Source organism: Acidaminococcus sp. (assembly GCF_057597765.1).
The window spans coordinates 87593-102779 of record NZ_DBMBXK010000001.1; the positions used below are offsets into that span (position 1 = coordinate 87593).

A 15187-nucleotide genomic window follows, 5' to 3' on the forward strand; every position below is an offset into this window, starting at 1 on the left:
AGCTCATTCGCCGCCCCGGTTCCTGTCATACAGTCCGGTGCCGGATTCACCCCAGCGCAGCCGGACCAGCCGTTCGATGTCGTTTTCGATGAACCGGGTGGGATCCATGTTGGGGTCGAACTTCACCCCGATGTCCATATCCGGGATCCGGAGGACGGAGATCACTTCTCCCAGCCGTTTCAGGGTCAGCCGTTTTTCGTACAGGGCCTGGTATTCGTCCTGGAGGGTCTCCATGATCAGCTTGGCGTTCTGGAGACAGGTAAGGGAATACAGATAGGCCGCGTCCGCATCTCCCTGGCGGATGAATTCCGGCTTCACATAGGGCAGGATCAGGTTCACCGAAGGATTCCTGTCATAGCCGCTGTAGTTGTTGGCATTGTCGATGCTGTCCCCGCCGATGAAGGGGTAGCAGTCCCGCTCGTTGAGCCACAGCTCCAGGGAGGGCAGGAAATAGGCGCACTGGCACCGGTATCCCTGCTGGGCCATAAGATCCATGGCGTAGCCGGTCATGACCCCCACCAGCACCTCCTGGACTTCCACATTGTTCTTTTTCAGGTAGGGGGTGAGCATCCGCATCCGGTGGCCTTTTTCCAGCAGGTCGTCAATAAGGATCACCGGCCGGCGGAAGGACCGGATGGTCTTCACCTGGTTGTCCACAGTGGCGTAGTGATGGGCTTCCGCCAGAGTGAACCCCTTGACGGACCGGTTGAAGTACTTTTCGATGTGGAGGGCCTTGGTCACCGTGTTGGGCACCAGCACATCGCTGAGGGCCTTGCCGAAAGGCACGGACATGTAGGGTCCCCGGCGCTTCTTGGGGTCTTCCAGGGTGGATACCCCGTTGAGCCGGGCCACCTTCTGGATGATCCGGTAGTGCATGGCGCTGGTGTTGAAGGACAGGATCAGCCGGCCGGGATACAGCCGCCGGAGTACGGACAGCAGGTTGTTGTGGGCCTTGTCCAGGGCCTTCTGGACCCGGAGGTTCTTGTTGAAGGGATTCTTGATGGTGGTTTCCACGTCCCGGAACAGCACCACCGGGGATTTGATGTGGGCTGCATAGAGAGGATGGGGTGACCCTTCCGGGGCGATATCCACGAACCCCTGGCGGACCAGGACTCCCACGGCCTTTTCGCTGTAGCCGGAAGGATCCACCGGATGGTAGACCACGTAGGTGAAGTCCCGGTTCAGCAGTTCCGTCATGATTTCCGTCAAAAGGATCTGTCCCGGATGGGAAATGGGGCTTTCCTCACTGACGGAGAACCAGCCCAGAGAGGCGATGCGCCCGGAGGCTTCCTCCCGGATGTGTTCCGCCACCCGGGGATCCTGGAATTCCAGGAGCAGGCTCTGCATGGGCACCTGGTGCACGGCTCCGAAAGCCGCCAGCCGTTCCCCTCCTTCCCCGGTATCCACATACTGGGTGAAGACTCTGGGCCGGCCGTCCTCCGCCTCCCAGGCCAGGTACTTCTGGAGCAGGACGGGATTGGCCCCCACCTGCCGGGCCAGAGCCGGGAGATGGGGCAGCTGGTTCCAGGTCCGGGGCCGGAAATCCCCGATGCCGATTTCCCGGGCTTCCAGCACGTGTTTGTAGGCCGGTTCCCGGAGATACAGATTGTTGGCGTAGATGAAGTTCTGGGCCACCGGGTCGATGAGGGCGGAAATGTCCCGGTTCTGGTCGATGTTCTCCCGGATCCGGGTGGAACTCACGTCCTCGAAGAATTTGTCCAGCCGGAGATGGAGGATCTTTCCCCGGATCTTCTGTTCGGCGATTTTTTCCTTCACTTTTCCCCCGGGGGCGTCGGTGTACCAGTTGGCGTTTTCCCGGGTCTCCCGTTCAAAGACAATGTGGTTCACCGCATGTATGGAATCTTCCGTGGGCTCCAGCCGGTAGGCGGAGGCATTTTCCACCACATCGGAGCCCACCGCCAGATACAGGTCCTTGTGGGCGAAAATGGCCTTTAGTTTCCGGATGTCTTCCGGATTGGCAATGTTCACCGACAGATTTTCGGAAAAAGGATAGATGTTTTCCATATCCGCCACGGACATGTTCATGATCTTCCTGCGCATGAGCCGGGGCTGGGTGTGCTTGGACCAGGAAAATTCGTCCAGGGCCAGGTACACCGTAAAGCCCATGTCCCGGATCCGCCGGGCCACTGCCTTGTGGCCGCTGCTGAAAGGGTCGAAGGTGCCGGGATAGAAGCACACCTTCTGCTCCGGCGGGAAGGCGAACCCGCCCCGGTCCGTTTCCGCCCGGCCCACATACCGGTACAGGTGGTTCAGTACCGCCGCGTTGGTGTAGAAATCCAGCATGGCTTCGGAGTTTTCGTTGAGCAGCACCCAGATTTTCTTGGCGCTGTGGAGGAACAGGAAGTCCTTCCGGTTTTCCGGCATCTTCCCGCTGCCGAACACATAGGCGGCCAGGGCCCGGAAGGCGTCCCGGCTCAGTTCCCGGTTGTAGTGGGCATAGGCCCGGAGGATGGCGTAAAGCAGCTGGAGCTGCCGCCCCTGGTTCCGTTTCGTTTCCTGGGGGAACCGGTCCGCAAAGTCCTGAAAGTTTTCCAGCACCACCCCCATGGTGTTCACCGCCGCCCCGGCCAGCTGGAAGTTGGTGGAATCGATTTCCGCCCGGAGGGAACTGAGGAATTCGTCCAGTTCCTCCGGCAGTAGCTTCAGGATCAGCTTTCCCAGGTATTCCGGCACATATTTGGTGATCTGGAGGTCTCCGATTTCCAGACCGTTGAACAGTTCCACCGCCATTTCGTTCCGCTGGGCCCAGGTCATGGTGTCGGCGATCTTCAGCAGGGCCTCCCCGGCTGCCTGGCGCACTGCCAGGTGCTCGCTGACCTTCACCAGGTTGCACAGGTGCATCCCCAGGTGCATCACATTCCCCCGTTCCTTCTGCCGGAGCAGGTCGTGGCACATGAGATGGATGTTGGCGATTTTGATCAGCCAGTGGATGCCGCTTTTCAGGTCTTCCAGGAACAGGCTGCTTTCCTTTTCCCCAAAGGCCGCCGGTTCTTCCGGCAGGTCCATGGTCCGGAGCAGCCGGGGTATGAATATGTCTTCCCCGTCCTGGCCCCCGAACAGGTGATGGTGCCCGTACAGGGCCCCGATCCGCACAATGGAACTGGGGTCCCGTCCTGCGGTCCGGAGGGCTTTTTCCACCGCCTGGCGGAAGGAATCGGTCAGATCTTCCGGACGGAGGAACAGCAGGGCCTGGAGGAGGATCATCTGCTGTTCCGGAGTGGCGGCGGGCCTTTCGTACCAGGGCTGGAGGATTTCCAGATACAGGGCCGTAGGATGCTCTTCTTCCGCAATATTGGCCAGGGCCGTGCCCAGCCGCTGGTACCGGGTGGCCAGCACCGACCGGAGGAAGGGCCCCAGACAGGCCCCGATCCGGTTTTTGTGCTGCTGGGTGTACCGGAGCCCCGGATCGATGATCTGCTCCACGTACTGGCGGAACAGTGTCCGGTTGGTGACCTTTTTCCGGGGCAGCAGCACCCCTTTGGGCAGTTCCTTGGTGTAGCGCTCGTTGAAATTGGCCACGATCCGGCCCATCAGTTCCGCCGCCTGGACCCGGATGTCCTCTTCCCGGTGGCTCAGGAGTTCGTAGAGGAACTGGAGGGTCATCAGCTTCTGCCGTTCCGTCATGTAGGTGGAATATTCCTCGAAGATGCTGATATAAGCCCGGAGGTTCTTCCAGTTGGGTTCGCTGCGGGCGGCTTCGATGAGGTTGCCGAAGTCCCGTTCACTGCGGAAAATGCTCATGAGCCGGATGTTGTGGGCAATGGCGGTGTATTTCAGCTGCCGGACCACTTCCTCCCCTTCCATAAGCACCATTTCCCGGTGGGGCCGGACCTGTTCCCGGAGAGGCTCCTGGGCGAAGTCCTCCGGCAGGTCCAGGGTGACCCCCAGTTCGGCCATGTAGGCTTCGAAATCCGCCAGTTTCCGGTAAACCTTCTGGTACCGCCGGCGCTTGGCCCCGTCCACATCGTCCAGTTTGCTGAGGATTACGTCAAAGGCTTCCTGGAGGGTGTAGAAATGGATGATTTCTTTCCCCTCCTTGTCCCGGTAGCTTTTCACCCGGAAATCCGCATAGATCAGCAGCAGGGATTCCACGGACAGGTTTTCCAGTTCCAGGTCCCATACGGAATGGTTGGCGGCAATGTGGCCCATCTGGGGCAGCCCTTCCCGTTCGCAGAACAGGTCCGTATAGTAGTAATGGAGGTAGGGAACCCGCCGCTCCTCCCCTTTTTTGCAGCCGTATTTGCCTATGTCGTGAAGGGCGGCAGCTCCGGCGATAAGAGCCACGTCCACAGGCACCTGCCGACGGTGGAGCTGCCGGGCCATGAACAGGGCCACATAGGTGACCCCACCAATGTGCCCCAGGGTGTTGAAAGGGGTCACTTCCGTGCCCAGGCGCATGAATTCGTAGAGATACCGGTCCCGGACCAGGGTACGGAACCGGGGATATTCCCGGGTGTACTGTTCCTTCCGGACTTCTCCGGCCGGGAGCAGCACCAGGTTCCGGCAGGGGTCGAAGGGGCAGTGGATGTATTCATAATGGTACAGTCCCCGGAGCACCTGGAGGAACAGCCGCCGGCCGGCTTCATAGCAGACGGCATCAGCAGCAGGTTCCGGCTGGGTGGGTTCCGGGAAAATCTGCCGGAGCAGGTACTGGTAGCAGTCGGTAAGCCAGCCCTGGGACGGCTCGTCCGCCAAAGGGGGCAGGAATCCCCGGAGGATTTCCAGCACGGAGCCGGCGGCAAAGCGGCCGTTTTCCTCAGCCGCCCCGGAAAGAAGCGGACAGGCCTCCTGGAGCCCCCAGGACCGGAGCTGCCGTTCCATCTGGTCGGCGGTCAGCCCCAGGGCCCGGCAGAAGTCCGGCATGAGCAAAGCTCCCTGGAGGGTGTCCCACAAAGCAGCAGGATCTATGGTATGGTTCATAATGGATCTCCCAAAATAAGTCAAAAAATTCCGTTAGTGACAGTTCCATTATACCACGTTCCCTTTCCTTTTCCTGATGCTTCTGTTATACTCTTTTAAGATAACTTTGTGAAATACCAATTCGTTGGTTCACCCAACCATCAGTTATGGATAAGGAGAGTTCCCATGCGTTTGTCCTATATTCCCACCTTTGCCGCTGTGTGCCGGTGGGGCACCTTTTCCCGGGCGGCGGAAAAGCTCCACATTTCCCAGCCGGCAGTTTCCAAGGCCATCAAGGAACTGGAACAGGACTGCGGCGTAGCCCTGTTTGAACGGCAGCACAGCACCATTTCGCTCACCCCGGAGGGCCGGAAGCTGTGGGAAGGCTGCCAGCGCTGGCTGAAAGAAAGCGAGGAGCTGGAAAAACTGGGGACTTCCCTGAAAACCGGCCGGCAGATCCTGCGGATCGGGGTGGTGCCCATGTGCGGGAACACCATTTTCCCCCAGCTCCACCAGCAGTTCCTGGCCCGGCATCCCCATTATCAGATCCGCACTGTAGAGGACACCGTCAGCGTGCTGTACGGGCTCCTGGACCGACAGGAACTGGACCTGATCCTGTGTGTCACCAACCATCTGCCCCTGGCCCCCTACCACTGCAAGGTCATCAAGAAAAGCCGGCTGGAACTGTTTGTGGCCCGGACCCATCCCCTGGCCCGGAAGAAATTTCTCTCCTTCCAGGACCTGGCCGGGGTGCCCCTGGTATTGTTCCCGGACACCTTCGGCCAGACCCGGTACATCCGCCGGCTGTTCGCCCAGGCCCAGACCGACCCCCAGGTTCTCCACCAGACCAGCCAGGTATTCACCATCCTGTCCTACATCCGGTCCGGAGCCGCCGCCGGCTTCCTGCCGGAAGAATTCGCCCGGACAGAAAAAGAACTGGCCGCCGTCCCCTTGGAAGGGGTGCCGGCAGCCAGCATCAATCTGGTATGGCTCCAAGATACCCGGACCCATCCGGGGATCGGAGAGTTTGTGAGGGGGTGTTGCACGTTATGTGCAACACCCCGGCCTCGTGAGCCGCATAGCGGCTCAGTCTCAAGTCTCAAGTCTCGAGCCAAATGAAAAAAATTTGCAGGCAAATTTTTGAACGTGTAAATCGGTACCGTAGGGGCTGCACGCCGGGCAGCCCGCCAAATCATCGATGATCTGCGCATTTTGCGGGGCGCCGGGCCTGCGCCCCCTACGGTTATACACAATAAGAAGAACCTGGTCGAAGGACAGGTTCTATCCAGTGGCCCGCGACTCATGACTCGAGACTCGCGGCCAAAGGGGCTGTTGCTTATGCAACAGCCCCGCCTTTACTTCTTGTGCGCTTCCACTTTTTCGTCGAACATGAACTGGAGATTCAGCCAGGCGGCAGCGCTGATTTCTGTGGCTTCTTCCAGTTTGCTGGCCAGTTCCAGGTCCACCGGGATTTCTCCGGCCAGGAGCTGGTCCACGGTTTCCAGGGGTTTCCCCAGTTTGTGGGCAAACTGAGCCGGGGTCATCTGCCAGTCATCCAGAAGGTCTTCCAGATAGGAACCGGGATGGAATGCTGTGCCGTCTTCATAAACAATGGTGTTGGACATGATGGATAAGGCCTCCGAAGTTTTTCTTCCAGTATAGCAAAAGAGGTGTTGCTGGTGCAACACCTCTTTTGTCATCAGAACGCCGGGATAATGGCGCCTTTGTATTTTTCTTCGATGAATTTCTTCACTTCCGGGCTGTTCAGGGCTTTCATCAGCTTCTGGATTTCCGGCCGGTTTTCATCGCCTTTCCGTATGGCCACGATGTTGGCATAAGGAGAATCCTTGGCTTCGATGAACAGGGCATCCTTGGTGGGATTCAGTTTGGCTTCCATGGCGAAGTTGGAGTTGATCACCGCCAGATCCACATCATCCAGGGTCCGGGGCAGCATGGCGGCTTCGGCTTCGGTGATCTGGAGGTTCTTGGGGTTGTCCACAATGTCATTGGCGGTAGCCATGACCCCTACCCCGTCCTTCAGTTTCAGCAGGCCAGCCTTTTCCAGGATGGCCAGGGCACGGCCCCCGTTGGTGGGATCGTTGGGGATGGCGATTTTGGCGCCGTCAGGCACGGATTTGATGTCTTTGATCTTCTTGGAGTACACGCCCATGGGTTCGATGTGGACTTTGCCCACGGAAACCAGGGACAGGTTCCGGTCTTTGCAGAATTTTTCCAGGTACGGCAGATGCTGGAAGAAGTTGGCGTCGATTTCCTTGTCGCTAAGGCTCAGGTTGGGCTTCACGTAATCGGTGAATTCCACCACCTGCAGGTCCACCCCTTCTTTGGCCAGCAGGGGTTTCACCTGTTCCAGGATCTCTGCATGGGGAACCGGAGAAGCTCCCACCTTCAGGACTACTTTTTTGTCTCCCCCTGCGGGTTTGCTGCCGGTGGAGCTTCCGCAGCCCCCGGCGATGCCGGCCAGGGCCAGCAGCCCGGCCAATACCAGTGCCAGTTTTTTCATCATTTTTTCCTCCTTTTTTGCTTTATCAGCTGTCAGCCGATTTTTCCGTTCCGGGGAAAAATCATGCATTCCAGTTCCATTCCACCCGTTCCGCGGCTTCTTTCCGGATGTCTTCGGGATCCCGCTTTACCCGGGCGATGCCCTGTTCCATGGCGGTCTTGGCCACGGCGGCAGCAATGGCCGGGACGATCCGCCGGTCGAAGGCACCGGGAACCACATAGTCTTCCCGCAGTTCATCGTCAGCGATCAGCCCAGTGATGGCTTTGACGGCAGCCACTTTCATTTCTTCCGTAATGGCGGAGGCACGGACGGCCAGGGCACCCCGGAAGATTCCCGGGAACACACATACGTTGTTCACCTGGTTGGGAGCATCGCTGCGGCCGGTACCGGCTACGGCAGCGCCGGCAGCCTTGGCTTCTTCGTAGGTGGTTTCAGGCACCGGGTTGGCCAAGGCAAAGACTACCCCATTGTCATTCATGCTCTGGATGATTTCTTTGGTGAACAGCCGGGGTGCGGACACTCCCAGCAGAACATCGGCGCCCTTTACGGCCCCTTTCAGATCCCCTTTGTAGTGATCCTTGTTGGTCACACTGGCCAGGTAGGCAGTGGCCATGTCCATTTCTCCCGGACGGCCTTCATACACGGCTCCATGGACGTCGATCATGGTCAGGTTCTTCACACCCAGGCGTACCAGCAGTTTGCCGATGGCGGAACCGGCAGCACCGCAGCCGTTGACCACCACTTTCACCTTGTCGATGTCCTTTTTTACGAACCGGAGAGCCCCCAGTATGGCGGCGCAGGCGATAATGGCGGTACCGTGCTGGTCATCGTGGAACACAGGGATCTTGCACCGTTTGATCAGTTCCGCTTCGATGGCATAGCATTTGGGGGAAGAGATGTCTTCCAGGTTGATGCCCCCAAAAGACGGCTGGAGTTTTTCCACGATGTTCACGAATTCTTCCGGATCTTTGGTGTCGATGCAAATGGGCACGGAATCCACATCCCCGAATTTCTTGTAAAGGACGGCCTTCCCTTCCATAACGGGCATGGCCGCTTCGGGACCGATATCCCCCAGGCCCAGGACCCGGGTACCGTCGCTGATTACGGCCACCATATTGCCCCGGCATGTGTATTCAAAGGACAGATCCGGGTTTTCCTTGATTTTCCGGCAGGGTTCAGCCACCCCGGGGGTATAGGCCAGGGACAGATCGTGGCCGTTTTCCAGAGGCACCTTGCAGCGAACCTCCAGTTTCCCATGATTTTTTGCATGGAGTTCCAATGCCTCTTTGTTCAATTCTTCCGTATTTGCCATTTGGTTGGCTCCTTTCCCTATTCTTTTACTTCCTGCACTTCAAATACCGGTTTTTTCCCCTTTTCCAGGGTCAGAATGCCGAAACTGGGCACTCCGTTCCGGGGACGGCTGGGGCTGCCGGGGTTGATCAGCAGGATCCCGTCTTCTTCCCGGTTCACCGGTACATGGATATGGCCGAAGATCACCACATCCGCCTTCTTTTCTTCTCCCCAGTACAGCAGACGGCTCCAGTCATTGTACCGGACATACCGGTGGCCATGGGTCATGGCCAGGGTGAACCCCAGCTGCCGGGTCACCAGTTCCGCCGGGGCCCGGTCTTCATAACTGTCGCAGTTGCCGCACACCGCATACACCGGAATGCCGGTGATTTTCTCGATATAGGGAGCATCCTGGCTGTAGTCACCGGCATGGAGCCACAGGTCCACTTCCCCGGCCTGGTCCAGTACCTGTTCCAGGGCCTGGAAGTCTCCGTGGGTATCGCTGACTACGCCGATCCTCATCGGTTCATTTTTTTCCATTGGTTTACCAGCTTCCGAATGGCCTTGGCCCGATGGCTGATGCCATTCTTTTCTTCCATGGTGGCCTCTCCCAGAGGCTTGTGGAGCTCCGTGGACCAGAACAGGGGATCATAGCCGAAGCCGTTGGTCCCGTGAGGTTCGTGGAGCAGGATCCCGTCACAGATCCCGGCGCTTTCCACCAGGATCTTCCCTTCCGGGTTGGCCATGGCCAGGGCGCAGAAGAACCGGCAGTTCCGCCGGACCTGCATTTTCATATTGGCCAGGAGCAGTTCATTGTTTTCTTCATCGGTGGCGTCTTCGCCGGCATAACGGGCGGAACGGACACCGGGAGCCCCCTTCAGGCTTAGGACTTCCAGGCCGGAATCATCGGCCAGGCAGACCTTGCCCAGGGCCTTGGCATAGTACCGGGCTTTCAGCCGGGCATTGGCCGCAAAAGTCCGTCCGGTTTCTTCCGGTTCGGGCACAGGGGCATAATCGCTGAGGCAGGTAAAGGTGATGCCGAGTTCGTCCATCAACGACTTGAATTCCTCTACTTTGCCCAGATTATGGGTTGCGATTACAACTTCCAACATCGTTTCACCTACCTTTTCTATAACTGTTATTGTACCTGTTGCGGGAGGATAAATCCAGAGGAAAAAAGTTCTATTTGATAAAAAAAGCTGTTGCCTGCGCAACAGCTTTTTAAGTCGGGAGTCTGAAGTCGGAAGCCTCAGGACAGAACCTGGCTTGAAGGCCAGTTTCTTTTGATTGTATAAAACCGTAGGGGCCGCAGGCCCGGCGGCCCGCTCTATGCACGGACTATCGATGATTCAGCGGGCTGCCCGGCGTGCAGCCCCTACGGTTCCGGTTTACACATTTAAAAATTTGCCCGCAAATTTATCATTGGGCTCCAGACTTCCGACTCCTGACTCCTGACTACATCGATTAAGCAGCAATGCTGCTTAATCGATGTAATTCTTGATCACACAAATCGGCGTCTTCTGGCTGTCATTGCCGAAGGGATTGTTGATCAGGATTTTTTCCACCAGACGGGGATCCACCCCTTTGGTGCAGCCCAGGCAGCAGGACCGTTTCAGGTCGTTGACATCAGCCACGGCGGCGCCGAAGCACCCCAGACCTTCCTTGATGCTTTCAGACACCCGCACCGGGTTCTTGGGCCCCAGGACAATGTGCTTGTCATAGGGAGGCATGGTGCCGGTGATGTCGTCGATGAGCCGGGCCTGTTCCCCGCCCAGCTGGTAGAACACCCCGTTCTTGCCCAGGCATTTGGCGAAGAAGCCCACCACCACAGCGAACAGCACCTTCAGGGTGCCGGATTCATTGAGCAGGCTCTGCATGGCGGACCAGTTGCCGATGCTCCCGACGCCCGGGAACAGCTGGCTCAGCACCTTGGCCGCAAAGGAAATCTTCAGGGTTTCCGGACGGATGGCCCGGTTCTGGGTAATGGCCACCACACTTTCGGCCACACAGACCACGTCCCGGGGACCGATCTTGTCCCCGCCGAATTCCCGGACAGCATCCACAATGTTGTCATGGACAGTGAGGATCCGGGTAGGAATTGGAATGATTTCGTATTTCTCAGCCATTGTAGGCACCCCCTGCCAGTTTTTTCAGTTCATCGGCAAATACGGTGAAGAAGAATTTCCGTACGTAATGGGCTTTCCGGCCCACGCCGCACACGAAAATGGCTCCATCCATATCCACCATCCGGGTGATGATTTCCCGCATGTCCTTGCCGTTCCGGGCCCGGAGAGTCAGGGTGACGATCAGTTTCCATTCAGACCATTCCTTCAGCACCAGGGCTTCAAAATAATGGTCGCTGCGGCGCCGGTCGCTTTTTTCCACATTGCCTTCGCACCAGGCATCAGGGAACTGTTCCTGGGGCAGGTACGGCCGTACGAAGCAGTCAGTGATGGCGGCGCTTTCAGCGCTCTTGTTCCGCAGAGGCACTTCAAAGGACAGGACGGCCTTGTCGTGGTCCAGGCTTTCCAGCTTCAGCGGCGTCTTTTCCTCCATTACCACACGGGTGTCATCCGTGGGTTTCAGGGCAGCGTATACGATCATTACCAGAAGGCCCAGTACGCACAGCCCCAGAATCAGCAAAATCACATTGATCATGGTTGGATCTCCCTTTCTTGTGCAGCCAGCTGCTGCAGTTTTTCATAGTAATCAGGTGTCAGCCTTGTTACCTTCCCCTCCAGGTTCACAAAGGCATTCTTGGAGGTGCCTTCCGCCAGCAGGACCCCGTCCGCTTTCCGGAGGATCCGGTAGCTGAACTGGATCATTACCCGGCTGCAGGCTTTGAGAGTAGTCTGGATCTCATACACATCGTCAAACCGGGCTGACTGCCGGTATTTACACTGGACTTCCACAATGGGGACCATAAAACCGGCCTCATGGAGTCCGTTCAGGTCGATGCCCGCCTGTCGGAACCAGGCCACACGGCCCATTTCGAACCAGCGGAGATAATTGGTGTGATGGACCACCGCCATCAGATCCGTTTCTGAAAAACGCACTCGATCTGTAATACTAACCACGGCATAACCTCTTTTCTCCCTCACGGCTGTTCACAAACCAGCCATGGATTGACAGCTTTCTCATTATACCACGTTTTGTCTTTTCCAGCTTTCTGAAAAAACAACCGGGCAACAAAAAACCTCATACCCCGCTGACGCGAACTATGAGGTAGATTTTAATGGTACGCCCGAGTGGAATCGAACCACCGCACACGGCTCCGGAGGCCGTTGCTCTATCCACTGAGCTACGGGCGTGTTTACCGAACGAATGTTATTATAGCAGAGAGTCCGGAAAGATGCAAGGCTTTTTTTATTTTTTTATGATTCTTTTTGAATGGCACTGGCCAGGTCCCCTACCACTTCCGCCAGATTGTGCCGGCGGAGGTCCTGTTCGAACTGTTTCTGGATGTCCTGGAGTTTCCCATCCAGGGCTTTGTGGATGTTCCGGCCCACCGGGCACCGGGGGTTGGGACTGTCGTGGAAATTGAACAGCTGGTCTTTGCTGGTTTCCACTGCGTCATACACATCCCAGAAGGTGATCTGGTCCAGAGGACGGGTCACCTCCACACCCCCGGGCCCCCGGCGGACAGAGATCAGCCCGGCTTCCTTCAGCTGCTTCATAAGGTTCCGGACGATCACCGGGTTGCAGCCGATGCTGCCGGCCAGGAACTCGCTGGTGATTTTGTAATCCTTTCCAAAATAGGACGCCGCTGCCAGGATATGGATGGCAATGGTAAATTTGGTCGATACCTGCATATGGGTCCGTTCCTTTCCTATGGGTCTGTCCCTATTATAGCAAGCCGGGGACGTACATGCCACAGGCAAAATCCGCTGCAGACAAAGCAAAAGGTGCATATCCCCCGCCTGGGTTATGCGTTAGCCTCCTGTGCCCAGGGACTATGCGTCAGCCTTGGGAAAATGTCTCGCCGTATACAACAGATACACCTTCCCCTTCCGGATGGCCGGAAAAATGGAATGGATGTCCCAGTGGTACTCCCCGTCGTTGCCAAGGGTCCGGAAACCGCCGGAAATCATCCCTTCCGGGCTTTTCCGGATCCGTTCCATCAAAGAGTAAGAATCGTTGAAGGCCAGGAATCGGTCCCGGTCTGAAGGATGGATCATGGTCTCCACGTACTCCTGGACCAGTTCCCGGACACCGGACCGTTTTTGGAACAAATACTTCCGGAACGGTGAATTCATCACCAGAGGGATGACCATATCATCTTTCGTATCCACCAGGAAAACATGCCGATACAAATACATCATATTCCGGATGACCCAGTCCAGGTCGCCGGCAAGGCCTTTTTCTTTTTGGATGGTGAAATTGGTAAGATGGAGCAGGACCAGGTGATGCTGATCATGGGAAGCCAGGTGGTTGGCCTTCAGCTGCATGTACTGCCCGTTCACCGTATAGGTCAGATCTTTTCCGGTACGGCTGCTGACCACATCCGTCAGGAAGTTCTGGATGTTCTTGCTGATGGGCCCCGCCTGGGCATTGACGAGCACGGCACTCTGCCGCAGGCTGTCCATACCGGCGGATTGGATGGTGGTCCCATATTCCTCATTGGCAAACAGATAGCGGAAACGGTTCCGGCCCACTTCCGCCACGGCCATGGGCTTGTCCGTCTGGAAATCCACAGGCCCCAGGGCTCCATAATACCGGCGGAGTTCAGGAGTTTCCACCTGCCAGTGGTTTTCCTGATAGGCCTGGCTCAATTCTCCAAAAGACATGGGTCTTCCATAATAATATCCCTGGAGCAGTTCGCAGCCGATGGACCGGGCAAATTCCGCGTGCTCCCGGGTCTCCACCCCTTCCATCAGGGTGTGGATGCCGATTTCTTTGGCCATCCGGATAATGGCCTTGATGATGTTCTGGGATTTTTCCGTAAACTGGGACAAAAAGGCCATGTCGATTTTGATTTCATCAAAGCGATAATTTTTCAAGGTATTCAGAGAAGAATACCCGCTGCCGAAATCATCCATCCATACTTCGTATCCGGCCTGCCGGAACCGCTGGATTTCCTGATGGAGCACGTCTCCTTCATGGACGAAGACGCTCTCAGTGATTTCCACATAGAGCATATTCCGGGGTACCTGATACCGCTTCCGGATTTCTTCCACATCTTCAAAAATGGATCCCTGAAAGAAATCCATCCGGGACAGGTTGAAGGAAGCCGGGATCACGGTTCTCCCCGCTTCCAGCTGGAGCCGGTACAGGCGGCAGATTTCTTCCAGTACGTACAGGTCCAGTTTCCGGATCTGCCGGCTTTCTTCCAGGAGAGGAATGAACACCCCGGGAGATATCATCCCTTTTTCCGGATCCATCCACCGGGACAGGGCTTCCACGCTGGCAATGGTCCCGGAAATGGTCCGGGCCACCGGCTGGAAATATACCTGGATCCAGCGTTTTTCCAGAGCCTCCTGGAAATGGTCAATCACATAATTCCGCAGATTTCGTTCTTCTCCCATGGCTTTGGTGTAAAAACACACATGCCGGTCCGGGATCTCCTTGATGCTGTCGCAGGCCAGCTGGGCCATGCCACAGGCGCTTTCCACTGAAACACTGCGGTCTTCCACCGGATAAACGCCGAATTTCACGTCCATCCGGTGGGAATCATGGAATCGGCGGACCCGGCTGGAAATCACAGGAATCTGTTTTTTCAGAGAAGGAAGACTGGTGAGCACCACAAAATGATCATCCATGAACCGGGAAATCAGTTTGTTGGGGAAGCTTTCCCGAAGCACATCCGCCATCTGGACCAGGAACCGGTTGCCTTTTTCGCTTCCGTTGCGCATATTGTACCGGTTGAAATTGTGGACATTCACATACACCAGAGCCAGTTTCTGGGCCCGGGGATCCAGCCTGGCCAGCTCCATGAGCCGGGAAGCCCGCTTCATGAACCGGTTCTTTCCCGGCAGTCCGGTGAGAGAATCCATATCATAGATTTTGTATCTGGTGTCATTGTCCAGGAAAAACACATAAAAGACCGCTCCCACCCCGGGAATGAATACCCGATGGCCGAATTCCTCCACTCTTTGGATGGAACCGTCTTTCCGGTACACCCGATAATTGACGAAATCCAACTTGCTCCGGCTGCCGGCAATCTGCTGCCGGATGTCCCGTTCCACACGTTCCCTGTCCTCAGGATGGACCAGGGTGGCAAAGGATCCTTCTGTCAGTTCCAGGAATTCGTCAAAAGAGGAACATCCCAGCATGGAAATCATTTCGGGATTGGCATAGAGAATTTCTTCCCGCTTATTGTCCCGGTAAATCAAAACACCTCCAGGCAGATGGTCAGGAATCTGCTGGAGGATCAAATCCAAATTCTCTTCCTGTATCATAGGCATCACCCTTCTTCCGGTCCTGTCAACTTCCCGTCCAAGTTTCACTTTTTGTCTT

General features: G+C 56.8%; 12 protein-coding genes and 1 tRNA gene. 1 reads left to right on the plus strand and 12 read right to left on the minus strand.

What is annotated here, in order from left to right; genetic code table 11:
* Window positions 1-3: 3 nt before the first annotated feature.
* Window positions 4-4941 (minus strand): phosphohydrolase, encoded by a 4938-nt coding sequence (locus tag ACZOF8_RS00415; protein WP_487426435.1) that lies wholly within the window; start codon window positions 4939-4941, stop codon window positions 4-6.
* 165 nt (window positions 4942-5106) lie between these two features.
* Between ACZOF8_RS00415 and ACZOF8_RS00420 the strand changes: the two genes are divergently transcribed.
* Window positions 5107-6039, plus strand: coding sequence for a LysR family transcriptional regulator (locus ACZOF8_RS00420; protein ID WP_487426437.1), 933 nt, complete (start codon window positions 5107-5109; stop codon window positions 6037-6039).
* A gap of 236 nt (window positions 6040-6275) precedes the next feature.
* Here the strand turns inward: ACZOF8_RS00420 and ACZOF8_RS00425 are convergent, their stop codons facing one another.
* From ACZOF8_RS00425 to ACZOF8_RS00475, 11 genes are all read right to left on the minus strand, one after another.
* The gene (locus ACZOF8_RS00425; RefSeq protein WP_022487089.1) at window positions 6276-6545 is read right to left on the minus strand and encodes a helix-turn-helix transcriptional regulator; all 270 of its coding nucleotides are present in this window, start codon (window positions 6543-6545) and stop codon (window positions 6276-6278) included.
* 74 nt (window positions 6546-6619) lie between these two features.
* A complete protein-coding gene (locus ACZOF8_RS00430; RefSeq protein ID WP_487426439.1) occupies window positions 6620-7441 on the minus strand; it encodes a MetQ/NlpA family ABC transporter substrate-binding protein in 822 nt (273 codons plus the stop codon).
* A 61-nt stretch (window positions 7442-7502) separates the two neighbouring features.
* Entirely contained in the window at window positions 7503-8753 is a 1251-nt protein-coding gene (locus tag ACZOF8_RS00435; protein ID WP_487426441.1) for an NAD(P)-dependent malic enzyme, read from the minus strand.
* Window positions 8754-8770: 17 nt separating this feature from the next.
* A complete protein-coding gene (locus ACZOF8_RS00440; RefSeq protein ID WP_229778433.1) occupies window positions 8771-9271 on the minus strand; it encodes a metallophosphoesterase in 501 nt (166 codons plus the stop codon).
* The gene (gene rdgB, locus ACZOF8_RS00445) at window positions 9250-9843 is read right to left on the minus strand and encodes an RdgB/HAM1 family non-canonical purine NTP pyrophosphatase (RefSeq protein ID WP_022487085.1); all 594 of its coding nucleotides are present in this window, start codon (window positions 9841-9843) and stop codon (window positions 9250-9252) included. The genes ACZOF8_RS00440 and rdgB overlap by 22 nt, the downstream gene beginning before the upstream one ends.
* A 369-nt stretch (window positions 9844-10212) precedes the next feature.
* Entirely contained in the window at window positions 10213-10857 is a 645-nt protein-coding gene (locus ACZOF8_RS00450; protein ID WP_022487084.1) for a coenzyme F420-0:L-glutamate ligase, read from the minus strand.
* A complete protein-coding gene (locus ACZOF8_RS00455; protein WP_022487083.1) occupies window positions 10850-11389 on the minus strand; it encodes a hypothetical protein in 540 nt (179 codons plus the stop codon). The genes ACZOF8_RS00450 and ACZOF8_RS00455 overlap by 8 nt, the downstream gene beginning before the upstream one ends.
* Window positions 11386-11808 (minus strand): acyl-CoA thioesterase, encoded by a 423-nt coding sequence (locus tag ACZOF8_RS00460; protein WP_022487082.1) that lies wholly within the window; start codon window positions 11806-11808, stop codon window positions 11386-11388. The genes ACZOF8_RS00455 and ACZOF8_RS00460 overlap by 4 nt, the downstream gene beginning before the upstream one ends.
* Before the next feature lie 159 nt (window positions 11809-11967).
* A tRNA-Arg gene (locus ACZOF8_RS00465) sits at window positions 11968-12042 on the minus strand.
* Window positions 12043-12105: 63 nt separating this feature from the next.
* The gene (locus tag ACZOF8_RS00470) at window positions 12106-12543 is read right to left on the minus strand and encodes an Rrf2 family transcriptional regulator (protein WP_154487911.1); all 438 of its coding nucleotides are present in this window, start codon (window positions 12541-12543) and stop codon (window positions 12106-12108) included.
* 141 nt (window positions 12544-12684) lie between these two features.
* Window positions 12685-15129 (minus strand): EAL domain-containing protein, encoded by a 2445-nt coding sequence (locus ACZOF8_RS00475; protein ID WP_195839610.1) that lies wholly within the window; start codon window positions 15127-15129, stop codon window positions 12685-12687.
* Between the last annotated feature and the right edge of the window lie 58 nt (window positions 15130-15187).